The organism is Nitrospira sp. (assembly GCA_037045225.1).
GTDB lineage: Bacteria > Nitrospirota > Nitrospiria > Nitrospirales > Nitrospiraceae > Nitrospira_A.
The window spans coordinates 2914713-2940022 of record JBAOHZ010000009.1 but is presented as its reverse complement, the minus strand read 5'-3'; the positions used below and the strand labels follow the sequence as shown (position 1 = coordinate 2940022).

Genomic DNA, 25310 nt, shown 5'->3' with positions numbered 1-25310 from the left:
TACCTCAGCCTTCAACCTGAGAACATCGGCATTCACCCCTCGACACTCCGGCCTTGTAAGATCGTAGGCTCTTGCCCTACTCTGTCTCCAGGAGGCTGGAGAATGGATCAGAACGACCGCTTCATCAAGTCGAAGGAAAACTGGGCCAAAGCCAGACGTGGCGGAGAAGAACGCGAGGTCTTCTATGAAGGAGACGATCGACTGCCTCCAGGTCAACACCTTGTGGAAACCTGGCCGGTACTCGACCTGGGACAAAAACCGGATATTCCCCTGTCGGAATGGACGTTGACGATCGGAGGTGCGGTGACAACTCCCGTGACCTGGACGTGGACGGACTTTCTTGCGCAACCGCAATTCAAAGACGTGTCGGACTTCCATTGCGTAACGTCCTGGAGTCGGTATGATAATGAATGGGAGGGGGTCAGCTTCAAACAGCTGATGGCTGTCGTCCAACCCCTCCCCTCTGCGAAATTCGTCCTCTTCCAATCCTACGACGACTACACCACCAATTTACCACTCGACGCCTGTCAGACAGATGACGTGCTCCTCACTTACAAATGGAATGGTCGGCCACTGACAAAAGAACACGGCGGCCCGGTTCGCATGATTGTCCCCAAACGGTATGCCTGGAAAGGCGCCAAATGGGTCAAAGCCATCACCTTCTCCGAGCACGACGAGAAGGGGTTCTGGGAAGTGCGAGGTTATTCGAATAGCGCCTTCCCCTGGCAAAATGACCGGTACGGATGAGCAGGCACAACTCCCCGGTGAACTCGCACATCATACAGCGCATTGAAATCTGGCCGGTCGACATCCCGATTACGGATCCGTTCGTCGTCGCGACAGGCGCACGTGTGACGGCCGAAAACCTGTTCATGCGAGTGACCTTGCGAGATGGCACTCAGGGTATCGGAGAAGCTGCACCCTTCCCCGAAGTGGGCGGCGAAGACCGTCCAACCTGTTTCGCCGCCGCGACGGAACTGGCTCAGGCCATGATCGGCCAATCGGCCGCGGACTATGAGTCCCTGGCAGACCGGTTCTACGAACAGTCCCCACTCCAGCCCGCCGCCCGTTGCGGGCTGGAAACAGCGCTCCTCGACGCCTACTGTCGCGCACAGAGCATCCCACTCTGGAAACTGTGGGGAACAGCGGATATCCGAGAGCGAGAAACGGACATCACCATCCCCATCTGCAGTCCGGACAAGACACTGGAACTGGCCCGTGGCTGGTACACCAGGGGATTCCGCCTGTTCAAGATGAAAGTCGGGACGGATGTCGAGCTCGATATTCGCCGATTGCAGGCTGTGCACGACACATTTCCTGATATCGGGTTTATCGGTGATGGGAATCAGGGATTCTCCCGTGAAGACTGCCTCCGCTTCGTCAGCGGGGTGAAACAGTTCGGAGGGCGGCTGGTTTTACTCGAACAACCGCTTGTCCGGGATGATCTCGAGGGCCTGCAGGCGATTCGCCACCTGACGGGCGTTCCCGTGGCGGCTGACGAATCCGTTCGCTCGTTGGGCGACGCACGCGAGGTTGTCCGGCTGCAAGCCGCCGACTACATCAACATCAAGATTATGAAGACCGGCGTGATCGAGGCATGGAAAATTGCGGCCTTCACCCGTTCGGTCGGCCTTCGCCTCATGGTCGGTGGGATGCTGGAAACCCGAATCGCCATGGGCTGCTCCTTCAGTCTTGTCTTAGGCTTGGGCGGCTTCGACGTGCTGGACCTCGACACCCCACTGCTCCTCTCAACCGACCCGGTCACCGGCGGGTATCGCTACAGCGGCCCGCGCCTCCATCCCTGGTATGAAGCCGGACTCGATATGCACGTCTCTTCACCCGCAGATCGTATGACCATTCAATAGCTCCCTTCCCTGACGCCCGGGCCGCCACCTCCCTCTCTGCCACGTACTGCAGGTTTCCCGAAATATTTTGCCGTTTCTCCACTTTTCTGAAAAATTAACCTCAAGCAGGGTGGCTCTGAGCTGGCGAGTCACCTATCGCACATATTGGCACTGTACGTACTCGGGAGGAGCATCCCATGCAATCAATCACTGCGGGTCCGACATTTACGACCGCACCTCACGACAACATCCGGCCCAGCACACCTTTCTGGATGGTTGGAGTCGCGGCCCTGATGCTGGGAGGCTGTGTCTCGCAACAGACGTACGACACCGCCCGACACGAGGCAAAAACACGCGCCGGCGAACTCGCGCAGATACAGACGGACATCCAAAGCCTCGAACACCAACGGGAGGAGGCGCAACTCGCCAATCAACGCGATGAACGCGCCCTTGCCAGTCTCAAACACGAGCTAAAAAAGATTCAGATCTCCTACGACCAACTTCACAAGAGCAACCAGGCCAAACTCGCGGTGCTTGAACACAGCATCGCGGCATTACGTGCCCGGCATCAGGCTATGTTGAAAGAGATCAACGATACCAAACGGCTGGAGAAACGGCTGGAAACCCTGACAGTGCAACAGGAACAAGCCACGACAACCACACCCTCCGGTCCGGAGGCCCATATAACCATGGCAGGCGGCAACCCCCAGGAGTCACAACTGGTCGCGGTCATCACCCCGCAATCGCCACAGGTGGATCCCACTTCGGCTCTGACTCAGCCCCCCGCGCCCCAGACCGTCCCGGTGCCACCGGCACCGGCCACGCCGCACCCCGAAGCGGTCGTTGCCGCAGCCACTCCGGCAAGCTCCCCGGTGGCTGTCGCGCAGGCACCTGTTTCCCCACAGCCCCCTCGCCCGACGACCGCCACAGCCACACAGGAAGAGTCCTGGTTTTCAAGTGTGACGGGATGGTTCACGTCGCTCTTCGATTGGATCTGGGCCTAGACACCGACCGCAGCGCCTTGCACAACCGGTTCTGATTCGAGCGTTCCGCCTCCCCCTCAGCTCCACCGTCGTCCTCAAGACAGGGCCTCGGTGGGGCCAAACCCGTCACCGCCGTCTTCGCACTTTTTACAATTCAACTCAGTGCCGAGGAACGCACGCCGCCCCTCCTCCGTCAGCACCCAGGGGCGGCTCGTCATAGGCGGCTGATGTCGTACATGCTGACCATGGCCACACCGGAGGTCGGCGACCCAATGCCCCTCCTCGTCCTGGTGATACCCGATAATCGACTGTTGCATACCCCACTCCCTGAGACTCTTGTTCTACCGTGAATTGACACCCTCGCCCGGCAACACCGGCCATCCCCCGATATCTGCGTTGGAAGAGACTATGCTACACTCCCGCGCGCACCAGCGTAGCATGTTTTCCAGGAGGTCGCAGATGGCACCGTCAGACTTTCAGATCGGCATCGTTGGCGTGGGGCGCATGGGGGCCAATATGGCCCGGCGCCTTCACGATCTCCGATATGCCATAGTTGCAGTCTATGATACCGACACCCAGCGCGCCAAGGAGCTCGCCAAGGAATTGGCCTGCGTAGCGGCCACGAGTCCGGCACATGTAGCCGAGATGACCGATACGGTCCTGACCGTGGTGTCGGACGATGCCGCCATGCGCCAGATCTATTCACCCGATGGCCCGGATAGCCTCTTGCGCCACGCGACCAAGCGACTTTTCATCAATTGCGCCACCCTCTCCCCTGAGCTCCAAAGGGACGTCCATGCATTGGTCGAGCAATACGGCGGCCGAAGCCTGGAAGCCTGCATGGCGAGCAGCATCACGCAAGCACGCCAGGGTACCCTCTATTTGATGTGTGGAGGACGACCGGAGATATTCGAGCAGGCAAAACCACTCCTACAGGACTTGAGTGCCCACCTGCGATATATCGGGGCCGCGGGCGACGCGGCCAAGGTAAAAGCGCTGGTCAACATGGTCATGAACGCCAACACCGCGGCTCTCGCCGAAGGACTGGGACTGGGATCGGCCTTGGGGCTGGACCTCACCACGCTTCGCGAAGTCTTTTCTCAAACCGGCGCCAACTCCCGCGTGTTAGAGACCGATGGTGAAGACATGCAACAGCGCGCCCATGACTGCTACTTCTCAGCAGCCCATGCCGCGAAGGATTCGGGAATAGCCTGCACCTTGGCGCAACAAGTGGGATTGAATCTACCGCTGGCGAACGCCACCTATGAGCAATACCGTCGACTGGTGGCCCTCGGCAAGGGCGAATTGGATAAGTCTGCGGTGGCCGAACTCACCTTCAAGGGCCGGCTCAGCTCATAATCGTCGATATCGGACCACCTTCCCGCTCAAACCGGCCGAACGGGCGGCGCCTGCGGCGTATGAGGTGAGCAGCCACTTGCGAGAGCGGGTTAGTGTTTTTCAAATGACCGTTCCGGTCGCACGGACGCGTCAAGAAATCGCCACCGTTTCTGGCCATCGACATCAAAGGCGCCTAGAAAGGTGGCCTGACCGACCAGCGATTGAAACTCCACCAGGCGGATGCTGCAGCTGGCCGGGTCAAACACTCGCGCATCGTACTGTCCCAAGACCGTCATGGCACCCGACGGCTGCTGGTACACATTTCGCCGTCCGGCATACCCTGTGTCTGGAAATAACTCTTCCGTGGCTGAGCAGCCCTGCGGCCCTTCAATACGAAGGGTTAACCGATAGCGAGACAGAAACGGATGGGTGGCTAGGCGAGTCAGGCTCACCCGAAGTCCGGCTGAGCGAAAGTCGAACTCAGCCAGTTCAGGGCGATCATTATTGCAGGCGGACAGGAGAAGAACCAGACCGATCAGGCTCCGGCCCAATCCGTTCCCTTGTCCCTTCCTCATTTGGCAGTGGGAATCTTCGAAGCCGCTCCGATTGCATCAAGTCCCGCCTCAGCGCAGGCATCATCCAAATGCGTGCCCGGCGCGCCACCGACACCAATCGCGCCGACCACCTCGCCGGCGATTTCGATGGGAAGGCCCCCACCGACCATCAAAATACTGTCATTCATCTCGCGCAACGCCTGCAGGCTCGGCTGCTTAGCGATTATGTCGGCCAGGTCGCTCGTCGCACGCCGCAGGCTGGCGGCGGTATAGGCCTTCTTCCGGCTGCTATCGACCGTATGCGGCCCTGCCCCATCGGCCCGCACCATCGCACGCAACACCCCGGCGCGATCCACGACTGAGGCGCTGATTCGATAGCCATCTTTCTTACAGAAATCGAGTGCCGCTTGCGCAGCTTTTTCTGCCAATGCCGCCGGCAGGACCGATTCTTTCGGTAACTCGTCTGCCGCCGGCGCCACAGCAGACCACCCGCCGGCCACCAACAACACCCCCGCAATCATGCCAATACGACCCACACCCCATGTGAACGATTGTCTCGCCGACACCATCACAAGCCTCCTTGATTCCTTGATACACAGGTCATTACGCGTCTCTCGACCGACAACTCCATGTTCGGACATGCGAGGGTACGGCCATCACCCCGCGCTGTCAATACTCAGCACTCGGGCACATAGACAGGCACCGGCAAGCAAGGACTGCCGGGCGAAACTCGCGGCCCCGCTGCGGTACGTGAAGGCGCTGGATGGGTGAAGTGAGAACGCCGCTGACGAACTGTTTCAACGGTCGGCTAGTAGGCGGAGATGGGATGGATACCAGCATCCACCATGCCAGGGCGATGCAATTCCTCGATCCACACCTTGGCCTGAGCGACATAGAAGGTATAGTCGCTTTCCGGATAACTGAGCACCACAGCGTACAGCAGCTGTTCTGCTTCCTGCTCACGTCCGGCGCTCAGGCTCGTCCGGGCTGCCTGCAATGTGCACGAGGCGGCCAATGCTTTGGGATCAACGGTCGTACGAACCGGCTGTCGCGTGACAAATCGGTCCAGACTCTTGGGAACATCTGGGGCTGGAACCACATGCGTATCTGCCGACTGCTGCAGCTGTTTTGCTGCCGATAAGACCGTCTCGACGTCACCGCTCGATTGGCAATGCCGGTACAACTCCCACATCGACATCACGGAAGCCGAATGAAGCGCAGGCTGTCGCGTCGAGGAATCGACCAGCTGACAGCCGGTCAGGAACAACCCGACTGACAATAACGTACCAATAGCAACAGAGTTGTGCATACGCATCGCTTCTATCCTTACCGGATCGTTTCTCTGACTGTCAAGAATTTCGGGGCAGAATCTGGAAGAAACATGAGGGAGAGGCAAGCACTGACGCGCTGACACCGCGTGGAGAAGTCGGTCGATAGGAGAACCGCACCGCAACCATTCAACTCAGCGCGTGATCGGCGATCGCACATGAACCGCATCAAGATCTTCGATCAGCGCGCGCAATGGCTCAGCCACGGACCAGGCCTGCGCCACACACCCGCGCGCACGATGCGGCTGCTGACCATCGAAAATCTCCGACACCTGGCCCAGACAAGCGTCATCCAGGTGTTGGAGCACTCCGTCGAGAAACATGCGCGCATCCCGCCGCACCGTCGGATGGTCGCCATACGTTTTCACCCACGCGGCCACAAACGGCCCAAGGAGGAACGGCCACACCGTTCCTTGATGGTAGGCGCTATCCCGCTCTAACACTCCCCCCTCGTACGACGCACAGAATCGGATGTCCTCAGGCGCTAACGTGCGTAAACCCATCGGCGTGAGCAATCGCTCCTTCACGAGCGGCAAGATGTGTTTGGCCTGCGCCTCCGTCACCAGTTGATCATCCAATGCCAGGGCGTAAATCTGGTTCGGACGAAGCGACGCATCATCTCCGAACGGCCCGTCCACCACATCGAAGAGATAGCCCCCGGTCCGGTACCAGAATCGGGCTCGAAACGACTCCGTCGCCCGGGCACGATCCTGCCGGCATTGTGCGGCATACTCCGATTCGTCGAAACGCGCAGCCAGCGCGGCAGCCACCGCCAACGCCCGCACCCAAAGCGCTTGAACCTCGACCGGCTTTCCATGCCGTGGAGTGACCACCCAGTCGCCGATTTTGACATCCATCCACGTCAACTGAACGCCCTCTGTGCCGCCGCTAATCATCCCGTCGTCATCCATGCGAATGCCGAATCGCGTACCCCGGCGGTAGCCATCCACAATCTGTTTGATCGCGGGCCAGGCGATCCGGCGGACTCCGTCGATGTCTTGGCTATAGTGGAGATAGCGGTCCACGGCATGGATAAACCATAACGACGCATCGATGGTGTTGTACTCAGGCCGTTCGCCCATGTCGGGAAATCGATTCGGCACCATCCCTTGCGAGACATGGGAGGCAAACGCCTCGATCACCTGACGGGCGACGTCGTAGCGTCCCGTGACCAAACACAGCCCGGGCAACGAGAGAAAGGTATCCCGCCCCCAATCGGCAAACCAGGGATACCCGGCAATCACGGTCTGCCGGTCTCCGCGCTGCACCAGGTACGCACGGCTCGCGGTCCAGAGCTTTTGCGTCAACAGATCCTCGGGCGGCACAGATGCCAGGCACTCTGCACGCTTTCGCCGCTCCCCCTCGACAACCTGCGTGACATCGGCAGACTCAAGAGGTTCCGTCGTGAACAGCAGTTCTGCCGCCGATCCAGGAGTGAGGGTGAACACACATTCGCCCGGCGACCACCAGTCCTCCGTATCGTCCAGGCCTCGCTCGCGCTCGACCCGGTAGTGAATGTGCCGGTACCAATCCGGCCCATGATGGTACTGCCCGTTGTGGAACGCCTGCACAGCAGGCAACGCATCATAGGGTTGCCACCTGACCCGCCCCTCGTGAATCGTGGCCTGATTGAATAGCCCGGCGTTTTCCTGATGCAGTGCATGGAAGTCGCGACCCGATAACATCGGTCTGATCCGCAGCGTCACCGCCGACGGCGCGTCGCCGAGCAATCGCCACCGCACGACGACCATATCCCGGCCATCCGGACAGAGCAGTTCACGCTCGAGGCGGATTCCATGCGCGGCGTAACGCCAGGTCGGCCAGGGCACGGCGGAAAATCCGTCGCAATACCGATACCCTTCGGGATGAACCGCGCCGTTATACAGGTTGGTTGACAGCGGAAAGGATTGGCCGCCGACCTCCACTGATTCTTCAAGGTGATTCACCAGGACGACACGATCGACCGGCGGGCGCCTCGCCACCAACAACAATGCGTGATAGCGTCGCACATTCGCGCCGGCGACGGTGCCTGAGGCAAACCCGCCCCGCCCGTTCGTTTCCAGCCATTCCAGGTTGAGTGCCCGATCAAGATCCTGACAGCGCCTCGAATCGATGGTCATCCCCTGCCTCCGGCTTACTGGCCTGACTGCTGAATCAATTTGGCCACCAACCCAGTCCAGCCGGTTTGATGACTCGCACCGATCCCGGCACCGTTGTCGCCGTGGAAATATTCATAAAACAAGATGAGGTCGCGCCAATGCGGATCCTGCTGAAACTTGTCGGTCCCACCGTAGACGGGACGCCGACCATCGGGCCCACGCAGAAAGGTATGCGTGAGCCGCCGAGAAAGCTCCGCAGCCACGTCGGCGAGATTGCGCTTCTGCCCCGATCCCGTCGGATACTCAATCGTAAAGCTGTCGCCCAAATAATAGTGAAACTTCTGGAGCGATTCGATCAGGAGGTAGTTCACGGGAAACCAGATCGGCCCCCGCCAATTAGAATTCCCCCCGAATAGACCGTTGGCGGATTCCGCAGGCTGATAGTCGACGGACTGACTCGTCCCCATCATCGAGAGCACGTAGGGATGGTCCTTATGGTAACGGGACAAAGCCCGTACGCCATACGGTGACAAAAACTCCTGCTCATCCAACATGTACCGCAGGACCTTGGGCAGTCGATGCCGATTGACGAGTGATAAGAAGCGCCGCACCTCCCCGTCATGCGACAACGTTTCAATATGCAGGCTGAAGTCCGGGCGGTTTTCGATGAACCATTGCATCCGGTGCTTAAAACGCGGCAACCGGTCGATGAGCTCAGAATCCAACGTCTCCACCGCAAACAGGGGAATCAACCCGACCATCGACCGGACCTTCATCGGGAAACTTGTCCCGTCCGGCAGGTGCAGCACATCGTAAAAAAACCCGTCGTCTTTGTTCCAGAGTTCGATCTTCGCATCCCCGATATTGTTCATCGCCCGGCAGATATACACAAAATGCTCGAAGAACTTGCTCGCGACATCTTCATAGGCCCGATCTTCCCGCGCGAGTTCCAGCGCGATGGATAACATGTTCAGGCAATACATCCCCATCCAACTGGTCGCATCAGATTGCTCGATCTGGCCACCAGTGGGCAACGGCTTGCTGCGGTCAAATACGCCGATGTTGTCCAGCCCTAAGAATCCGCCCTGAAAAATATTCTTTCCCTCGGCATCTTTCCGATTCACCCACCAAGTAAAATTCAGCAGGAGCTTATGGAAAACCCGCTCTAGAAAGATGCGATCGCCGACGCCTTTCCGTTTCTTCTCGATCTTGTAGACCCGCCAGGTCGCCCAGGCATGGACCGGCGGATTCACATCACCCAAGGCCCATTCGTACGCCGGAATTTGCCCGTTGGGATGCATATACCATTCACGCAGCATGAGGACGAGCTGATCCTTCGCAAAACGGGGATCAACAAGCGCGATCGGCACGCAGTGAAACGCCAGATCCCAGGCCGCATACCAGGGGTATTCCCATTTATCCGGCATGGAAATCACGTCGGCATTGTAAAGATGCGTCCAGTCGGCATTTCTCCCGTGCAGCCGCTCCTGCGGAGGTTCCGTTCCCGCCGGGTCGCCTTTCAGCCAGCGATCGACTTCGTAATGATAGAACTGCTTGCTCCACAAGAGCCCGGCGAACGCCTGCCGCTGCACCATTCGTGCATCATCGGACACGTCCGCAGGGGCCAAGGCGGCATAAAATTCATCCGCCTCCTTCAAGCGCTTGGCAAACAGTGCATCGACCACTTGCGGATCGAGCGCCTCCCTGGTTGCCCCGTTCGTGAAGCGCAATCGAATCGTCACTGGCTGCCCGGGCAATGCGGTCACTACATAATGCGCGGCGGCCTTGGATCCGATCTGGTCTGGATTGACTGCGCTCTTGTCGCCCTGTACGACATAGTCATTGATCCCGTCTTTCACATACCGCGCACCATCCACATCGCCATAGAGACGCCGTGTGTTGGTTTCATTTTCGGTGAAGAGCAGGTCCGGGCCCCCCTCACAGAGCAAGTGCCGCGGCCCGTAATACTCATGGTCGAACTCCACGATACTGACCGACGGCGTGGAGTCGCCTTTCCGCATCCGTGGGCGGCGCACATCGAGCCCCCACGACCAGGTGTTGCGAAACCAGATCGTCGGCAACACCGTCAGTTGAGCCGGCTCCGTGCCGCGATTAATGATCTGGATCCGCATCAGCAGATCCTCCGGTGAGGCCTTGGCGTATTCGACACCGACGTCGAAGTACCTGTCGTCGTCGAATATTCCCGTATCAAGCAATTCGAATTCAGGGTCGGTCCGGCCTCGGCGTCGATTTTCTTCGACCAGTCGCGTATAGGGGAATGCCGCCTGCGGATACTTATAGAGAAACTTCATGTAGGAATGCGTGGGCGTGGAGTCGAGATAGAAATAATACTCTTTGCAATCCTCTCCGTGATTGCCTTCGTTCCCCGTGAGGCCGAACATCCGTTCTTTAAGAATCGAATCCCGCCCGTTCCAGAGGGCCAGCGCGAGACAGATGAACTGGTGCCGATCGCAGATTCCGGCTAATCCGTCCTCATTCCAGCGGTAGGCTTTCGAGCGAGCATGGTCGTGGGACACCGCTTCCCAGGCCGTTCCGTAAGGGCTGTAGTCCTCGCGGACCGTCCCCCACGCCCGTTCGCTGACATAGGGCCCCCAGCGTTTCCAATGTTTCCGGCGCAGATCGTCTTCATCCAAGCGCTGCTGCTCGGCCGATGACGGACGAGCAGTCCCTCCTCCGGGCAATGTCGGCATAGGACAGGGTCTCCCAGGTGAATGCAACTCGAGCCGCAGCATGCGCTCGGCCCGAAAAAGATTCAACTGAGATTCAAGCCAATGAGGTGAGGACACGAGGACCGCGCTGCGGCTGAAGACTAGAATCAAGGAAACCGATCACGTCGTGAAAGAACCGGCGATGAAAGATAGGTACTGACAGTGAATGGGGAAGGAACAGAAAGGGACACTCAGCGGGAAGACACAGGCCCTAACTCCAAACCACGCCTTCTTGGTTCATGAGGTAGTCGATGACCTCAATGCTGTCCCGCAATTGCAGTTGTGCCTGCTCGGACATCGGCAAGATGGCCCCAAGAACCTTGCCCGATTCCACCTCTGCGAGGTTGGGAATTCCGTCGGTACTCCGCTTTTCCAGGTCGAATCTGAAGCTGGCCACCTGTTACCTCCAATCCCTTCTCGGTCGTAGTACAGCAATTCTTGAGCCACGCCCAAGAAACCTGTATGCCATGCGCACAATGAAGCATAGCACAAGGAATTCTGCGGCTAGGTGAGATGCCTAACCGCTGAATTTGTTGCCGCTTTCTTGCCGGAAGTCAGTGCGATTTGGGAAGCGGGGGCAGGGCTCCAAGATAGGGAAACTCACCGATTTTCACGAGCGCCGTATCGGCACGGAGCCTGAAGTCATCCCGGGCAGTGTCAACGAATCGCGGATCCACCGTCAAATCCGAATCAGGCTTTAAGTCTGGCGCAGGCTGGTTGGGCGTTCCGTGCCGGAGATAGTTCGACCCGGAATTCTGCATGGCATTGTAAGATAACAGCACCCGGCTGGAGGAAGCCACCACGAATCCATAGGCGTTGAGGCTCACGATGTTGCCGGACACTTCATTTTGTGACGTCCCCAGAAACGCCGCGCCTCCTCCGTTTTTCACAAAGGTATTGCCGACCAAAGCCGCCTTCGACTCATCATTCACAATCACCGCCTCAAACAGGCTCCTGGTGATGACATTTCGTTCGAGGCGAACCGTGGATTTACCCGCGACACTCACCCCATGGTCATTGTCATGGATGAAATTGCTTCGCATGACCGCCTGGGAATTGGCAAATTGCACACCGGTGGTTTCACTGCCGCCGATAATACAGTCCTCGATGCGCACATCTTCCACCTGCTGCGTAAACAACATGCCCTTGACGCGCACATGATGCAGGGTGATACCACGGCCGTTGAACATCCCCATCGCGTGGCCGCCATGTTCGTTGATCGTGAGGCCGGAGATCTCGATGTTCGTCGCACCATAGGGCCACTTCCCGACATGGAAGACCCCGACACGTTCACGTCCCAGGATCGTCACTTGATCCATACCGGCCCCGACCAATCGGACATTTTCTTTGCTGTGAATGGTGACATCCTCGGCATAGGCGCCGGGCTTGATGAGAATGGTGTCGCCCTTCTTTGCGGCATCCACCGCTTCCTGAATGGAGTGATACTGACCTGAGTCATCCAAGGCCACCACCAGCGGCTGCCGTTCGGCGGGCGCCGGCTCTTCTGCCCGCGCGAGGGCGAGGGCGAGGGATAGGCTCACGCCCCCGACTGACATGCACAGCGCAAGGACAACGACGAGGCACGTTCTCATATTCTTCATACGAATGGTCATACCGCCGGGCATGGAGAGAAGTCAATCGAGCGTCATTGCGAGCACTCGCCCCCCATGCTATCTTCCCGCGTTATGATCCTTGTGGGCCTCACCGGCGGCATTGCGACCGGCAAAAGCACGGTGGCGAACATGTTCGAACGATGCGGGGCGGTCGTCATCGATGCCGATGCGCTGGCCCACCAAGTGGTGGAGCCGGGCAAGCCGGCCTGGCGCGCGATCATCGAAACCTTCGGCAAGGCCGTCCTCAATCCCGATCGTACCCTCAATCGCCAGGCCCTGGGCGCCGTCGTGTTCCGGAGCCGAACCAAATTGCGTCGCCTGGAGCAAATCATTCACCCCCGCGTCGCGCGTGAACAGGCCAGGCTGACAAGACAAGCCGCTCGCAAAGATCCCAAAGCCGTGGTCATCTACGATGTCCCACTCCTGTACGAAGCCGGCATCGACAAGCGGGTGGATACCACTATCGTCGTCACTGCCGACCGCGAAACCCAAATTGCCCGCCTGAAGAAACGCAATGGATTCACCCGCACTGAAGCCATCCGGCGCATCCGCAGCCAAATGCCGCTCAAGGAAAAGGCCGCAGCCGCAGACTATCTGCTCGACGGAACCACAGTCCGGCCACGCCTGCTGGCGCTGGCCAAACGGCTCTACCGCGAGTTACGCACCCTCGCCTAGATCACAGCTTTTCCCTCGCGCCTTCGGTGTGTTAGCATCCACGCATGCACAACGTCGTCATTATCGGTTCCGGTCCTGCCGGCCTGACCGCCGCCATCTATGCCGCGCGGGCGAATTTGTCCCCACTGCTCATCGAAGGCTGGCAGTCCGGCGGGCAACTCACGACGACTACGGAGGTCGAAAACTATCCGGGCTTTTCCAAAGGAATCATGGGGCCCGAGCTCATGAAGGAAATGCGGGGCCAGGCTGAGCGCTTCGGCACTGAATTCTTGACCGGCGATGTCTCTGCCGTGGACCTCACACAACGGCCGTTTCGCCTGACTATCGACGGAGAACAGACGGTGAAAGCGGCGACCCTGATTCTGGCCACCGGCGCGTCGGCTATTGCGCTGGGCGTACCGAATGAAACCCGGCTGATCGGACATGGCGTCTCGACCTGCGCAACCTGCGACGGCTACTTCTTTCGCGGAAAAGATTTAGTGGTCGTGGGCGGCGGCGACAGCGCACTGGAAGAGGCTAACTTCCTCACGAAATTCGCCCGAACCGTCACTGTGGTCCACCGACGGGATAAGCTGCGGGCCTCGAAAATCATGCAGGACCGCGCGATGAAAAATGAAAAAATTTCCTTCGCGTGGAATTCTGTCGTCGAAGACATCCTCGGCCAAGACGTGGTAACAGGAGTCCGTCTCAAGAATATCGTCACCGGCACCTCCACGGACCTGGCCTGTGACGGCGTCTTCGTCGCCATCGGACACCGGCCCAACACCGATCTCTTCAAAGGCCAACTCAACATGGATGAGAAGGGATACCTCCTCACCTCGCAAGGGACGGCCACCAACGTCGCCGGCGTGTTTGCCGCAGGCGATGTCCAGGATACGAAATACCGCCAAGCCATTACCGCGGCCGGCTCCGGCTGCATGGCCGCCATCGACGCCGAGCGGTTTCTGGAAAATGAATGATTCTCGAATGCGACTCCGGCAGGATGCTCAAAATGGACGTCCGGCGAGGCCGCAGACGAAGCAAAACCGGAGGCGTACCCTTGCGGTCCGTTGAGGATATCGTCGAGCCGGGGACGAAGTTCGAGCTCGGCGGCGGCGAGTAATTCTTGAGAAACTAATACCGCGATTACCCCGGAAGGAGGTCGCTCAAAAGTTCTCCCAGTAAGGCCGCAGAGAGCTTGGCCGACTGAGCGTACCCTTGGCGGTACGTGAGGAAGGAGAAGCGAGCGAGAACGCCGCTGGGGGAGGTTTTCAGCGACCGACACTATGCGTTGCGCCATTGTCCACTACCACGAACTCGCCCTCAAAGGTCGCAACCGCGATTTCTTCGAACAACGGCTCGTTCGCAATCTCCGCCTGGCACTGACAGATCTAAAGATCCGGCGCATCGAATCGCTGCAGGGACGCATCCGGGTGACGATTCCCGATGAAGTGACGCCCGACCTGGTGACTGAGCGACTCCGCCGCACGTGTGGAGTGTCAAACTTTCTGCTGACCGAATCCGTGCCGTTGGACCTCACGGCGCCGGATCTGACGACCATCAAACAGGTCGCCCAGCGACAGCTCTCCGAACAGACATTCAACTCGTTTCGGGTGACGGCCAAACGCGCGGATAAACGCCTGCCGCTGACCTCCATGGATGTCGAACGTGAAGTCGGCGGGTATCTGCACGACACCACGGGGAAAGCCGTGAAGCTGAAACAGCCGGACTTGACCCTCTACATCGAGCTGCTCACCAAAGAAGCTCATGTCGCGGCACAAAAGATTCAGGGCCCGGGCGGCATGCCGGTGGGCACCAGTGGGAAAGTGGCCTGCTTGATTTCCGGCGGCATCGACTCCCCTGTGGCGGCCTACCGGATGATGAAACGCGGCTGCAAAGCCGTCTTCGTGCATTTCTCCGGACGCCCGTTGGTGAGTCGCGATTCAGAGGAGAAGGTCCAGGAACTGGTCCGACTGCTGACGGCCTATCAATACCATTCGCAGCTCTACATTGTGCCCTTCGGCGAGATTCAACGTGAGATCGTCGCAAACGCCCCGGCGGCCTTTCGTGTCGTGTTGTATCGACGAATCATGGTACGCATCGCGGAGGAACTCGCGCGGCCTCACGGCTGCTGGGCACTGGTCACCGGCGATAGCCTCGGCCAAGTCGCGTCGCAAACGCCGGAGAATCTCTCGGTGGTGGAGGCGGCCGCGGAACTCCCGCTCCTGCGCCCGTTGATTGGCATGGACAAGATCGAAATTACCGAGCAGGCGCAGCAGATCGGGAGCTTCACGACATCGATTGAGCCGGATCAAGACTGCTGCAAACTCTTCGTACCGCTCCACCCGAGTACCAAAACTAAGCTGGACGATATCCTGCGCATCGAACGGGGCCTGGAGATCAGTGCCTTCGTCAAACAGGGCGTTGAAAAAGCCGAGCTGTCGACGTTTACCTTTCCTTCGTGACTCGATCCAAGGCGCGTTCTCGAACCAGCCGAAAGTGGGTATTGAGCTCCCGTTCCATGGCCACGGCGACCAGCCAATCCGGGATGAGCGTCTTTGCCTCGATCAATAGGTCGAACTCCGCTCGCGTCTGAGTGCCATCCCCGGCAGGTTGTAGCCGCCACTCCCGATGATACCGCGTGAAATCCCCTCCCTTGAGGTGCGTGATGAGCCCTCCGCCCGGCAATGGCCGCGATTCACAAAGTAGTCGCTGTTCACCGGGCAGAAGCGCATGTGAAATATAGATATCCGTGAGGACCCGCCCCTCCCGCTCTTCAACCTGCGCCACCCGCATCTGGGTCTCAAAGAGTTCAGGCCAGTTGCGGTACTCTGACAGGATCGACTGGAGAACGGCAGGACCGCCGGGAAACAGCAGGGTGGCCGTTGCCCGAACGCCACCTTCAGGATCGGGCTGCACGACAAGAGCCCGGAGCAGATGGTCTGGCCCAACCTCTCCAGCCCTCGCGCTCCCGACCGGCTCTGCCATCAGAGCCAGCAAGCAACCGAATGCCAATACAACCAATCTCACGACAAATCGTAGCCTGTGCATCACAGTAGAAGGGTGGGGGTCACGACCCGAACAAGGTGACGATTCTCAGACGGACGCGACGTCCGGGGGATTGCGGAACCAACGCTCATCAGTGCCTCCACACCTTGAAACCATTTGCCCAATCCGACGCTCGAAATCGAGAGCCATTTCAAACCCTACTCAATCAGTATACTCATTGAATACGCGCAGTGCGAGCAGAGCGCAGGGCGACATGACTCATGCCTGATGACCGGATGATCATATCGCAAACATGGCGGGAGCCTGAAGAGCTATGTCGCGGCAAGACGAAAGACCAGCACGAATCCTGACGGGTCTCCTCACCCAGACGAGATACTTCCCAACATATACCAGCGGTGGTTTTTGAACAGTCCCTGAACAGCATCGGCAAGAACAAGGCTTGCGTGGACCAGACTCTCCGGGGAGGATTCGCTGCGGAAACGACCGCTGTGGTACCATGACAATTTTTACGGGAGTTACCCCAGCATGTCTTGGCTGATTCATCCGATCCTCCCCCTCTTGCTCTGCGGTGCCCTTGCATGGGGCCTTGTTCTCGACGAGGCGCAGGCCCAAGCCCCGCCTGACTCCTCTGCGACCACCGAACAATCCTGCAGTTTCGGCATGGCGAAAGGCGACCCTACTCACCAATGTCAGGTGCCGATCCCGGCCGGCTGCGTCATCGCCCGCCTCCCGGGAACCGACAAACCGTGGACGACCATCTCCAAAGCCGGCCGCACCTTTTGCACCTTTGATCAAAAAGGCACGGACTGGAAGACTCGCATCACCGGTCAATGCACCCGCTGCGATTCCGACCATTGCACTGGACAATTCATGGTGCGATTCGAGTGCGCGAAACCGTAATGTCCGCGCCCCTGACCGACGCCATCAAACAAGCCGCCCGAGAAATCGGGTTTGACGCCGTCGGCATCAGCCTGCTGCCCACCCAAGCGATCTCACCCACGAACCGGAATCATCAGGCCTCGACGGGTGAGCTGCTCGACCGACTGCAAGAATGGCTGAGACGTGGCTACCACGCCACCATGGCATGGATGGTCCGTGATCCCCAACGGCGAGCCGATCCTGCGCAAGTGCTACCCGGCTGCCGATCGATCATTTCTGTCGGCATGAACTATTACACGGGCCATCGGGCCGACGAACGTCCGGGAAACGGGCGCATTGCCCGTTATGCCTGGGGCCTCGACTATCACAAGATCCTTGGCGACAGATTGGCCCAACTCGCCGAGCGCATCGGCACCTTGGCTCCACAGAGCCTCAACCGGACCTACGTCGACACGGGGCCGGTGATGGAGAAGGCCTGGGCCCAGCAGGCCGGCCTTGGCTGGATCGGCAAACATTCCAATCTCGTCTCGACAGACTTCGGCTCCTGGCTGCTCCTGGGAGAAATTCTGACGACTCTGGAGCTGGAGCCGGATGAGGCGGGAACCGATCTCTGCGGCAGCTGCACGCTCTGCATTCAGGCCTGTCCGACCGGCGCGATCACCGAGCCGTACGTCGTCGATGCCGGGCGCTGCATCTCCTACCTGACCATCGAACTTCGCGGTACCGAACCGCCGATCGCGGATGACCTCCGGCGAAAGCTGGGCAACCGAATTTTCGGCTGTGACGATTGTCTAGACATCTGTCCCTACAACGTCCAATCCAGACCAACCAGCGAACCAGGCTTCCAACCCTCCACACTCACCAGCGCTCCTTCGCTGCTGGCCCTAACGAAGATGGATGAGCAGACCTTCGCCGCAACGTTCAAACACAGTCCCGTCCGCCGCACAAAATATTCGGGGCTCCAACGCAATCTCTCCTGGGCACTGTCCAACGACGTCGCACCCGCCGAGGTCCGCACCACCACTTCTCCGTCGAATACCGATCCCCGCTAAGCCACACCCACTGTTTCTCCCCCGCCGATAGTGGTAGGCTACGTCTCACGTCCTCACGGATGCGAGGACCCACCTCAGCCGGTTGCGAGGCCATGCACGCACCCACCCTCCTAATCGTCGAAGATGAAGAACGAATGCGACGGCTCTTTGAGCTGGTGCTGAAACCTGCCGGGTATCAGTTGCTCCTGGCCCGCTCGGGCGACGAAGCCCTCCGCATGATCCAAGAGCACGACTCCCTCGACATGATCATTACAGACCTCCAATTGGGTACCGTCTCGGGCATGGACGTGCTGGACGCAGCCCGGCAACAGCTGCCCGATGTGCCGGTGCTGATCGTGACCGGATACGGCACCGTCAAGTCGGCCGTCGAGGCCATGCAGAAAGGCGCCTACGACTACATCTCCAAGCCCGTCGACAATGAAGAGCTCAAGATCGTCATTGCCCGCGCGCTGCAAGTCCGACAGCTCGCCCGGGACAATCGCATCCTGCGGGCAGGGTTGCATGAACAGTTCGGCTTCGACCGCATTGTCAGCGTCTCCAAAGAAATGGAACTCGTGAAGCGGCTTGCTCGGGAGGTCGCGCAGACCGACGCGTCCATACTCATTACAGGCGAAAGCGGAACGGGCAAGGATCTTCTCGCGCGCGCCATCCACCTCGTCAGCCCACGCGCCCAAGGCCCGATGGTGGCCCTCAACTGCGCCGGCATTCCCGAGCACCTGTTGGAATCCGAACTGTTCGGGTATGAGAAGGGTGCCTTTACCGACGCAAAAAAATCCAAACCGGGACGCTTTCAAACGGCCGACCGAGGCACGTTGTTCCTGGACGAAATCGGCGAACTGAGTTTGACGGCCCAGGCCAAACTCCTGCGCGTCCTCGAACAGCATATCGTGGAACCACTGGGCGGAGTACGCAGTGTCGCCGTCGATATCCGCGTCATCGCCGCGACCAACCAGGAATTACCGGACCTCATCAAAGCCGGTCGTTTCCGCCTGGACCTCTACTATCGCCTGAACGTCTACCAACTCCGGATGCCGCCCCTGCGCGAACGGCCGGAGGACATCGAGCCGATTCTGACTCAGTTCCTTGGCCAGGCTCGTCGGGAGCGAGGAAGTCGAATCAAAGGCATTACCGCCGAGGCGCTCGCCATCCTCAAACGGTATCCCTGGCCGGGAAACGTGCGGGAACTGCACAATGTCGTGGAATGGCTGACCATCACCTGCAAACAGGGCGAGATCACGCACGAGCATCTGCCGGCCTCGCTCAAGACCGCACCGACGCCAACCGAGGCAGCACCGGCCGGCACACCGTCACTCCTCGCGCTGGGACTCTCCGTTGAGGAAGTCGAAAAAACGATGCTCCAGGAGGCGCTGCAAAAAACCGGAGGCAACGTGTCGGAAGCCAGCCGGCTGCTCAAAATCACGCGCAACACACTGCGGTATCGAATGGCCAAACATAACCTGTCGTTGCCCTCAGGCTGATGCGCCTCGCACAAGGAACCGGCGGACTCCAGCGGAAGTTTTTCGTCGCGCTGCTGATTGTCGGCATCGTGCCTGGCATGGTCGCGCTGTGGGCGACCTACCGTTCCAGCACCGCCACCCTCAAACAAGCCATCGGGGAAGGCTTTCAGGAGATCGCGCGCTCGACCTCCATTCGCCTTGCGGCCGCAGTCGACAATGAAATCGATCGGGCCATCCGGCTGACCCTCGTCCCCTTGCACATCCGCCAACCGGTCCTGCTCGCAAATCAACGCGCACGCTCCGCATCCGCCCCGGCACCGCGCAGCTCGTCATCGACACATCAGAACGCCGGCAGCTCACCAGTGGTGGGCCAGGACACCACAAGCTACCTCGACGAATGGGCGCGCGAGTCCCGGCACTATGTGCGTGTCACCATTGCCGACCGACAGGGCCTGGTCGTCGCCTCAACGGATCCGCAACTGCCTCCGCAACAGGCAGATGCCGCCTGGTGGCGTGAAGCTATGCAGGCCACACCCGGCACGTCCTACGTCAGTAACGTGGTGTTCGATCCTCAGATCAACGACATGGTCTTCCATGTGGCCGTCTCCATTCTGGACGACAGTCGCCACGCCCCCATCGGCGTCGTCGACCTCGTCATCCGCCGCAATCTCCTGACCCAGATGATCCTGCCCATCCACATCGGGAATACCGGTCACGCCATGTTGCTCGATACGCAAGGCACGCCGTTGATCTGCCCGGTCTTGCCGCCCACCGCGCATTTGATTCCATCGGCCTTGATGAACCAACTGACCTTGGATCACCCCCTGTGGCTGGTTGCGGACGATGACGCGCATGGCGGCCGCGATGCCATCGTTGGAGCGGCGCCGGTGCAGCTGACACATCCGCTGACGCCGTCGAGCCTCGACGGCAACCGATGGTATGCGTTTATCCGACAGGCGCCGGAGGAAACCTATGCGCCGATCTATTCCCTGCTGCTGACGGTCGGCATGATCGGCTTCGGACTGGTCATCGTGCTCTCGGCCTTCGGATTCCTCGTCGGGTATCGCATTGTGAAGCCGATCGTGGCGCTTCAGCGCGAAGCGGAGGGCCTTCGCCTCACACTGGCCTTACCGGAGAGCAGCAACGCAACACCCCCTCTCACCCCGTTGCTTTCACCGAGCTATCAGACCGGTGATGAAATTGAAGACCTGGCCTCGAGCTTCGCAGCCATGCGGGAGGTGCTGGAGGAAAACCTGCGGACGATCCGGTCACAGCAACATGAGCTGATCCGGCAGGAAAAGCTGGCATCGGTGGGACAACTGCTCGCCGCCCTCGCCCACGATCTACGGAACCCGCTCGGCGTTATCCGGAGTTCCGCACAAGTCGTGCTGGAGGGGCCGCAGGAAGAACCTCTCCGCCAGGAAATGGCACGTTACATCATCGATGAGGTCGACAAACTCTCCCTCCGACTACACGACTTTCTCCGATATGCCAGGCAAAAGCCACCGGACTTCAAGGTGGAACGTGCAGAAGACGTCGTCCACGCCGCTCTGAAACAGTGGCACGCACAGGGTGGCCATGAACGCATCCGAGTCGAGCAGCGGTTCGGGCGCGATCTACCCCAGATTCAGGTCGACCCGGAACAGGTCAAGGAGGCTCTGGTGAACCTCCTGATCAATGCACGGGAAGCGATGCCGGAAGGAGGAATACTGACCCTGACGACCAGGACCGGGCGTGACAACGAGGTGGACATTGAGGTGGCCGATACCGGAAGCGGCATCGCGGCGGAACACCTCTCACGAATCTTCGAGCCCTTCTTCACGACCAAAGACTATGGAACCGGGCTCGGCCTCACCAACGTCAAACGGCTCATCGAAGATAACGGTGGAACGCTGATCATCAACAGCAACCTGGGGAAGGGAACCACCTGCACGCTGCGCTTTCGCCGCGCTGGGAGCTGACCACCCGCAGGAGGCTCAAACAGGTTGCTCAGCAAGGCCGCAGCGAGTGAAGAGCCGAGGCGTACCCGCTGGGTACGTCGAGGGTCTGAACGATGCGAGAACGCCGCTGGCAGCCTGTTTCAGCATCCTGTCAGACGCGTTTGGTCATGCGGAGGAACCGTTCCTGCAACAGCAAGCCGTTGGAGGCAAGATGCTGGGCACGAATGGTTTTCTCCACCGCCTCGATTCGCGCGGAAAAGTTGGGATGGGTCTTGAACAGCGCGCGGTCGTCGCCCTTGAGATCCCGCAACCGCGTCAGGAGGCCCACATAGGCCTCCGCATCGTATCCGACTCGCGCGGCAAACACGTCGCCCACCGTATCGGCGTCGGTTTCTTTCTCCTGGTCAAACCCCTCATCGAGCAGCTTCTTGACGGCGCCGTCGATCACGCCCTTGAACGCAGCCGGATTACTCGTCGCATAGGAGAGACCCGCTTCGGTCACCCCGGCCAGGCGCTTGCTGCGTTGAATCACATCAAGAATGTGTTTTTCACTCACGTGCGCGATTTCATGTCCCAAAACGGCGGCGAGTTCCGCCTCATTCTTGATCTGCCTGAGCAGGCCACGCGTCACAAAAATATACCCGGCAGGCGCGGCAAACGCATTGATCGACTCATGATCCAGGATCGCGACCCGGTACGGGATGTCAGGACGGTCAGACGTGTTAGCCACCGCTCTCCCCACCAGGTTCACATACCGCACTAATTCAGGCTGATCCACCACACCGCCGTATCGTGCCACGACTTGCAGGGCTATCGCCTGCCCGATCGACACTTCTTCCTCGTAGCCGATGGGAAGCAAGCTACCGACAACATTGCCTGCGCCATGGATCGCACCGGCCAATCGGGGATTACCGGACTGTCGGGCCACATCCTCGGCAGCCCGCTGCACCTCTGCGCAACCAGCCACGCTCATCGACAACGCCATGAGGCTCGCCATCCAGATCCTGTTATTTCGCATATTCACCGAGCCCCCCTTCCCGCAAAAACTCCTCCACATCCTGGTCAGGGATGTGATAGGCCGTCATACGATCCACGATCTCCCGATCACGCGGGGACACGCCGGCCCGGTCGGCATACCCCTCGGACGCCTTGTCCAGCCCCCTCGCACCCGCCGATGCGGTGGTCGCGGACGCATCCCCACCCCGCATACTCTGGCCAAGCCGGGCCAGAGTATCGTTGCTCCCGGACGGTTTGGAGGTCGATGTTTTGTTGGCAAAGATCCATCCCCGCGCACCGGCCGACGTTTTGACCTCCAGCCAGCTCCCAGCGCGACCGACCACCTCCAGCCCCTCCCCGAACTTGACGTTTGCGACCACCGCATCCAACGAGGTTTTTCCAGCGCGAAGTTGAGCCGTCTTGGCTTGAACGTAGACGGTTTCGGCCCAGGCATCCGTCCCCCAGGCAAACAGACCAATCCACAGGACAATGAGCGGAATCCAGAACGATCGTGATGCGGTCACAGTTTCCTCCCCCTCGGCACGGCCACTTATTTTGAGGTCATTTCATAGACGCCGTCCCACTCTACAGGCGGGGGCATCTGCCGATAATTCGTGGATCGTTCCAGGTATACCCGAGAAGGCCCGTCCGACGGATCCAGCGCAACGGCTTCTAAAAACCTGACACAAGCCGTTGAGAAATTCCGCATCTTATAGGCCGCCAGCCCTTCCAGATACACATCGATGACTTGCCGTTTTTTGTCATCCAGCCGTCCCTTGCGGGCCAACAGTTCGAACACGACGACCGGCTCTTTTTTCCCTTTCACTCGTAACAGATCGATCTCCCGCACTTCAATGTCGTTCTTCGCCAATTCGGCCGTCCGCTGGCCGATGAGAATCAGTGTGTCGTAATACTTGCTGGCTCCCTCCAGGCGCGAAGCCAGGTTCACACTATCTCCGGTGACCGTGTATTCCATGCGCTCCTCGGACCCCATGTTGCCGACGATGCAGGGACCGGAGTTGAGGCCGATCCTGGCGCCGATCTCCGGCAGCCCCTCCCGCTTCCAGACCTCCCGGAGGCGTGCCAACTCGACTTGGCAATCCAACGCCGCGTAACAGGCCAGCGACGCGTGCTTCGGATCGCCCAGCGGCGCGCCGAACAGCGCCATGATTCCGTCACCGAGATACTTGTTCACATTGCCGCGATGCGTGTTCTTGATGATGATCGTCATCGCCGACAGGTAGCGATTCAGCAAGGTCACGAGGTCTTCGGGAGACATCTTCTCCGAGATCGTGGTAAAGCCCGCGATGTCGGAAAAGAAGATCGTGATTTCCTTTTTCTCCCCGCCGAGCTTGATGGCCTCGGGGTTCCGCATGATCTCTTCGACCACCTCAGTCGACATGTACTTGTCGAAGGCCGCCCGCATGAGACGGCGCTGCCTGCCTTCGGTCACATACTCGACGGTCGCTGCGGAACCGAACGTCAAGGCCAGAGCCACTTCAGGAAAGACCAGTTCCAGCCACCGCTCGTGTCCGCCAAATGCATGCACGACCAACCCATAGTAGGCCACCGCCAATCCGATCGTGACGCCGAACTTGACCGGATAGGAGCGGAACAACATAAACGTGCCGGCAGAAGCCAGACAGAGCAGAAGAAGGGTCGTGAACGAAAACCACCTTGGAGCGGCTTGCAAGCCCTGCCCGTGCAGGAGGTTGTCCAACGCCGCCATGTGAATGAGCACGCCCGGCGTGGCGGCAGAAAACGGCGTGACACGAAGATCGTAGAGCCCCGCCGCCGTACCGGCGATAAACACGACCTTGTCCTTGAACAGCGACGGATCAAGCGACGGCCGTTCGCCTTTCTCCTGCTGCGCGAAGGCCTGCAAGACCCGTCCGATCGAATACTTCTTCGCATGGTAGGTCTGCTCCAACGAACCATGCCAGTCGATCAACAGGTTGCCGTCGGTCCCCAACGGAACGTCATGGGCGCCGATCTGCAGGCGCCCGTCACGCATCGAGAGCCGGTCCGCGCCGAGTAGATATTGCGCCACCGCCAGCGAGAGGTGCGGCACGAGGTTACCGTGTACCTGCCCCAACAGGGGCACTCGCCTCGTCGGGCCGTCTGCGTCGGCAGACAGATTGATGACACCCAGTCCACGCGCCTGCTGTGCCAGCACCGGAATCGGCAGTTTCACTCCGGCATGCGTATCCGGCGCGTGTCTCGCATTCGACAGCTCCACCGTGACCGTCGCGCGAGGCTGCAGCTCAGGCGGGATGGCAGCGGGCTCGGCCTGGAAGAGCATCGGCAGAAACACATTACCTGCCTCCTTCAGGTCATCGGCAAACGACTGGTCGAATTCTTCCGCATTCTCGTCCGCCTCGAAGAACATCACATCGAACACGACGGCTTTGGCGCCTGCTTGCTTGAGGTAGCGGACGACGTAGCCGAACCGATCACGCGGCCAGGGCCAGCGCCCGAATGCTTCGAGGCTCGATTCATCGATGGCGAGTAACACAAGATTGGAATCGGCTTTGGCAGGATCCGCGTACCGCCGAACGAGATGGTCCAACGCCTCTAGTTCAACAACTTCGAACCACCGGGTACTACTGAGCCCGGCCACGACGGCAAAGACCGTCAGGCTCACCGCGAGCGCCGACAGGATTTTTTTGTGAAAGGGACTGAAGGTCATGGAGGCGATTGCACGATCAAAGGTGCACGGACCATCCGACTATCGTACGTGAGAATGACACGGAGGGAAAGGGGGTGGACGGGTATGTGCTCAGGCGAACGAACCGTCTTCAAGGAATCCTCAAAAAGGCCGTCCGGCAAGGCCGC

At 59.6% G+C, this 25310-nt stretch carries 23 protein-coding genes; 11 read left to right on the top strand and 12 right to left on the bottom strand.

The window, feature by feature from the left end:
* Positions 1 to 102: 102 nt before the first annotated feature.
* From V9G17_14600 to V9G17_14590, 3 genes are all read left to right on the top strand, one after another.
* On the top strand, positions 103 to 747 hold the full coding sequence (locus V9G17_14600) for a molybdopterin-dependent oxidoreductase (protein MEI2753829.1): 645 nt from the start codon (positions 103 to 105) through the stop codon (positions 745 to 747).
* A complete protein-coding gene (locus tag V9G17_14595; protein ID MEI2753828.1) occupies positions 744 to 1865 on the top strand; it encodes a dipeptide epimerase in 1122 nt (373 codons plus the stop codon). Before V9G17_14600 ends, V9G17_14595 begins: the two co-directional genes overlap by 4 nt.
* Positions 1866 to 2041: 176 nt before the next feature.
* Positions 2042 to 2848, top strand: a complete 807-nt coding sequence (locus tag V9G17_14590; GenBank protein ID MEI2753827.1) for a hypothetical protein — start codon at positions 2042 to 2044, stop codon at positions 2846 to 2848.
* 74 nt (positions 2849 to 2922) lie between these two features.
* Here the strand turns inward: V9G17_14590 and V9G17_14585 are convergent, their stop codons facing one another.
* A complete protein-coding gene (locus tag V9G17_14585; GenBank protein ID MEI2753826.1) occupies positions 2923 to 3144 on the bottom strand; it encodes a DUF3565 domain-containing protein in 222 nt (73 codons plus the stop codon).
* Between the two features lie 91 nt (positions 3145 to 3235).
* Here V9G17_14585 and V9G17_14580 point away from each other — a divergent pair, with 91 nt between their 5' ends.
* Positions 3236 to 4186: an NAD(P)-dependent oxidoreductase gene (locus tag V9G17_14580; GenBank protein ID MEI2753825.1), complete on the top strand. Its 951-nt coding sequence runs from the start codon at positions 3236 to 3238 to the stop codon at positions 4184 to 4186.
* Between the two features lie 89 nt (positions 4187 to 4275).
* Here V9G17_14580 and V9G17_14575 read toward each other — a convergent pair whose 3' ends face one another.
* The 7 genes from V9G17_14575 to V9G17_14545 form a co-directional block, all read right to left on the bottom strand.
* Entirely contained in the window at positions 4276 to 4740 is a 465-nt protein-coding gene (locus V9G17_14575; GenBank protein MEI2753824.1) for a hypothetical protein, read from the bottom strand.
* Positions 4737 to 5288: a heme-binding protein gene (locus tag V9G17_14570; protein MEI2753823.1), complete on the bottom strand. Its 552-nt coding sequence runs from the start codon at positions 5286 to 5288 to the stop codon at positions 4737 to 4739. Before V9G17_14570 ends, V9G17_14575 begins: the two co-directional genes overlap by 4 nt.
* 239 nt (positions 5289 to 5527) lie before the next feature.
* Positions 5528 to 6034: a hypothetical protein gene (locus V9G17_14565; protein MEI2753822.1), complete on the bottom strand. Its 507-nt coding sequence runs from the start codon at positions 6032 to 6034 to the stop codon at positions 5528 to 5530.
* 147 nt (positions 6035 to 6181) lie between these two features.
* Positions 6182 to 8167: an amylo-alpha-1,6-glucosidase gene (locus V9G17_14560; protein ID MEI2753821.1), complete on the bottom strand. Its 1986-nt coding sequence runs from the start codon at positions 8165 to 8167 to the stop codon at positions 6182 to 6184.
* Positions 8168 to 8181: 14 nt separating this feature from the next.
* Positions 8182 to 10857, bottom strand: a complete 2676-nt coding sequence (locus V9G17_14555) for a glucosidase (GenBank protein ID MEI2753820.1) — start codon at positions 10855 to 10857, stop codon at positions 8182 to 8184.
* A 229-nt stretch (positions 10858 to 11086) separates the two neighbouring features.
* A complete protein-coding gene (locus tag V9G17_14550; GenBank protein ID MEI2753819.1) occupies positions 11087 to 11272 on the bottom strand; it encodes a hypothetical protein in 186 nt (61 codons plus the stop codon).
* 157 nt (positions 11273 to 11429) lie between these two features.
* A complete protein-coding gene (locus V9G17_14545; protein ID MEI2753818.1) occupies positions 11430 to 12476 on the bottom strand; it encodes a pectinesterase family protein in 1047 nt (348 codons plus the stop codon).
* 84 nt (positions 12477 to 12560) lie between these two features.
* On the opposite strand from V9G17_14545, the gene coaE reads away from it, so the two are divergent.
* From coaE to thiI, 3 genes are all read left to right on the top strand, one after another.
* Positions 12561 to 13163, top strand: coding sequence for a dephospho-CoA kinase (gene coaE / locus V9G17_14540; protein MEI2753817.1), 603 nt, complete (start codon positions 12561 to 12563; stop codon positions 13161 to 13163).
* Positions 13164 to 13207: 44 nt separating this feature from the next.
* Positions 13208 to 14122: a thioredoxin-disulfide reductase gene (gene trxB, locus V9G17_14535; GenBank protein ID MEI2753816.1), complete on the top strand. Its 915-nt coding sequence runs from the start codon at positions 13208 to 13210 to the stop codon at positions 14120 to 14122.
* A 306-nt stretch (positions 14123 to 14428) separates the two neighbouring features.
* A complete protein-coding gene (gene thiI, locus V9G17_14530) occupies positions 14429 to 15607 on the top strand; it encodes a tRNA uracil 4-sulfurtransferase ThiI (GenBank protein MEI2753815.1) in 1179 nt (392 codons plus the stop codon).
* Here the strand turns inward: thiI and V9G17_14525 are convergent.
* Complete coding sequence (locus tag V9G17_14525; protein MEI2753814.1) at positions 15591 to 16172, bottom strand: SRPBCC family protein; 582 nt, start codon at positions 16170 to 16172, stop codon at positions 15591 to 15593. The two genes, thiI and V9G17_14525, sit on opposite strands and share 17 nt — an antisense overlap.
* Before the next feature lie 504 nt (positions 16173 to 16676).
* Here V9G17_14525 and V9G17_14520 point away from each other — a divergent pair.
* The 4 genes from V9G17_14520 to V9G17_14505 all read left to right on the top strand — a co-directional run bounded on the left by V9G17_14520 (position 16677) and on the right by V9G17_14505 (position 21500).
* A complete protein-coding gene (locus V9G17_14520) occupies positions 16677 to 17051 on the top strand; it encodes a hypothetical protein (protein ID MEI2753813.1) in 375 nt (124 codons plus the stop codon).
* Positions 17036 to 18082, top strand: coding sequence for a tRNA epoxyqueuosine(34) reductase QueG (gene queG / locus V9G17_14515; protein ID MEI2753812.1), 1047 nt, complete (start codon positions 17036 to 17038; stop codon positions 18080 to 18082). Before V9G17_14520 ends, queG begins: the two co-directional genes overlap by 16 nt.
* Positions 18083 to 18174: 92 nt before the next feature.
* The gene (locus V9G17_14510; GenBank protein ID MEI2753811.1) at positions 18175 to 19560 is read left to right on the top strand and encodes a sigma-54 dependent transcriptional regulator; all 1386 of its coding nucleotides are present in this window, start codon (positions 18175 to 18177) and stop codon (positions 19558 to 19560) included.
* Positions 19560 to 21500, top strand: a complete 1941-nt coding sequence (locus tag V9G17_14505) for a cache domain-containing protein (protein ID MEI2753810.1) — start codon at positions 19560 to 19562, stop codon at positions 21498 to 21500. The genes V9G17_14510 and V9G17_14505 overlap by 1 nt, the downstream gene beginning before the upstream one ends.
* A gap of 130 nt (positions 21501 to 21630) precedes the next feature.
* Here V9G17_14505 and V9G17_14500 read toward each other — a convergent pair whose 3' ends face one another.
* From V9G17_14500 to V9G17_14490, 3 genes are read right to left on the bottom strand one after another with little or no spacing between them, the layout of a single operon-like run.
* Positions 21631 to 22476, bottom strand: coding sequence for a M48 family metalloprotease (locus V9G17_14500; GenBank protein ID MEI2753809.1), 846 nt, complete (start codon positions 22474 to 22476; stop codon positions 21631 to 21633).
* 10 nt (positions 22477 to 22486) lie between these two features.
* Positions 22487 to 22999: an SH3 domain-containing protein gene (locus tag V9G17_14495; GenBank protein ID MEI2753808.1), complete on the bottom strand. Its 513-nt coding sequence runs from the start codon at positions 22997 to 22999 to the stop codon at positions 22487 to 22489.
* 26 nt (positions 23000 to 23025) lie between these two features.
* The gene (locus V9G17_14490) at positions 23026 to 25164 is read right to left on the bottom strand and encodes an adenylate/guanylate cyclase domain-containing protein (protein MEI2753807.1); all 2139 of its coding nucleotides are present in this window, start codon (positions 25162 to 25164) and stop codon (positions 23026 to 23028) included.
* Positions 25165 to 25310: the final 146 nt, after the last annotated feature.

What these genes read in the sequence shown, in the direction of transcription:
- V9G17_14595 (MEI2753828.1), top strand. Translation starts at nt 744, where the DNA reads ATGAGCAGGCACAACTCCCCGGTGAACTCGCACATCATACAGCGCATT.
- V9G17_14500 (MEI2753809.1), bottom strand. Translation starts at nt 22,476, where the DNA reads ATGGCGAGCCTCATGGCGTTGTCGATGAGCGTGGCTGGTTGCGCAGAG.
- V9G17_14560 (MEI2753821.1), bottom strand. Translation starts at nt 8,167, where the DNA reads ATGACCATCGATTCGAGGCGCTGTCAGGATCTTGATCGGGCACTCAAC.
- V9G17_14505 (MEI2753810.1), top strand. Translation starts at nt 19,560, where the DNA reads ATGCGCCTCGCACAAGGAACCGGCGGACTCCAGCGGAAGTTTTTCGTC.
- V9G17_14510 (MEI2753811.1), top strand. Translation starts at nt 18,175, where the DNA reads ATGCACGCACCCACCCTCCTAATCGTCGAAGATGAAGAACGAATGCGA.
- trxB (MEI2753816.1), top strand. Translation starts at nt 13,208, where the DNA reads ATGCACAACGTCGTCATTATCGGTTCCGGTCCTGCCGGCCTGACCGCC.
- V9G17_14565 (MEI2753822.1), bottom strand. Translation starts at nt 6,034, where the DNA reads ATGCGTATGCACAACTCTGTTGCTATTGGTACGTTATTGTCAGTCGGG.
- V9G17_14545 (MEI2753818.1), bottom strand. Translation starts at nt 12,476, where the DNA reads ATGAAGAATATGAGAACGTGCCTCGTCGTTGTCCTTGCGCTGTGCATG.
- V9G17_14575 (MEI2753824.1), bottom strand. Translation starts at nt 4,740, where the DNA reads ATGAGGAAGGGACAAGGGAACGGATTGGGCCGGAGCCTGATCGGTCTG.
- V9G17_14570 (MEI2753823.1), bottom strand. Translation starts at nt 5,288, where the DNA reads ATGGTGTCGGCGAGACAATCGTTCACATGGGGTGTGGGTCGTATTGGC.
- V9G17_14580 (MEI2753825.1), top strand. Translation starts at nt 3,236, where the DNA reads ATGCTACACTCCCGCGCGCACCAGCGTAGCATGTTTTCCAGGAGGTCG.
- V9G17_14555 (MEI2753820.1), bottom strand. Translation starts at nt 10,857, where the DNA reads ATGCCGACATTGCCCGGAGGAGGGACTGCTCGTCCGTCATCGGCCGAG.
- V9G17_14520 (MEI2753813.1), top strand. Translation starts at nt 16,677, where the DNA reads ATGTCTTGGCTGATTCATCCGATCCTCCCCCTCTTGCTCTGCGGTGCC.
- V9G17_14590 (MEI2753827.1), top strand. Translation starts at nt 2,042, where the DNA reads ATGCAATCAATCACTGCGGGTCCGACATTTACGACCGCACCTCACGAC.
- V9G17_14585 (MEI2753826.1), bottom strand. Translation starts at nt 3,144, where the DNA reads ATGCAACAGTCGATTATCGGGTATCACCAGGACGAGGAGGGGCATTGG.
- V9G17_14600 (MEI2753829.1), top strand. Translation starts at nt 103, where the DNA reads ATGGATCAGAACGACCGCTTCATCAAGTCGAAGGAAAACTGGGCCAAA.
- V9G17_14490 (MEI2753807.1), bottom strand. Translation starts at nt 25,164, where the DNA reads ATGACCTTCAGTCCCTTTCACAAAAAAATCCTGTCGGCGCTCGCGGTG.
- coaE (MEI2753817.1), top strand. Translation starts at nt 12,561, where the DNA reads ATGATCCTTGTGGGCCTCACCGGCGGCATTGCGACCGGCAAAAGCACG.
- thiI (MEI2753815.1), top strand. Translation starts at nt 14,429, where the DNA reads ATGCGTTGCGCCATTGTCCACTACCACGAACTCGCCCTCAAAGGTCGC.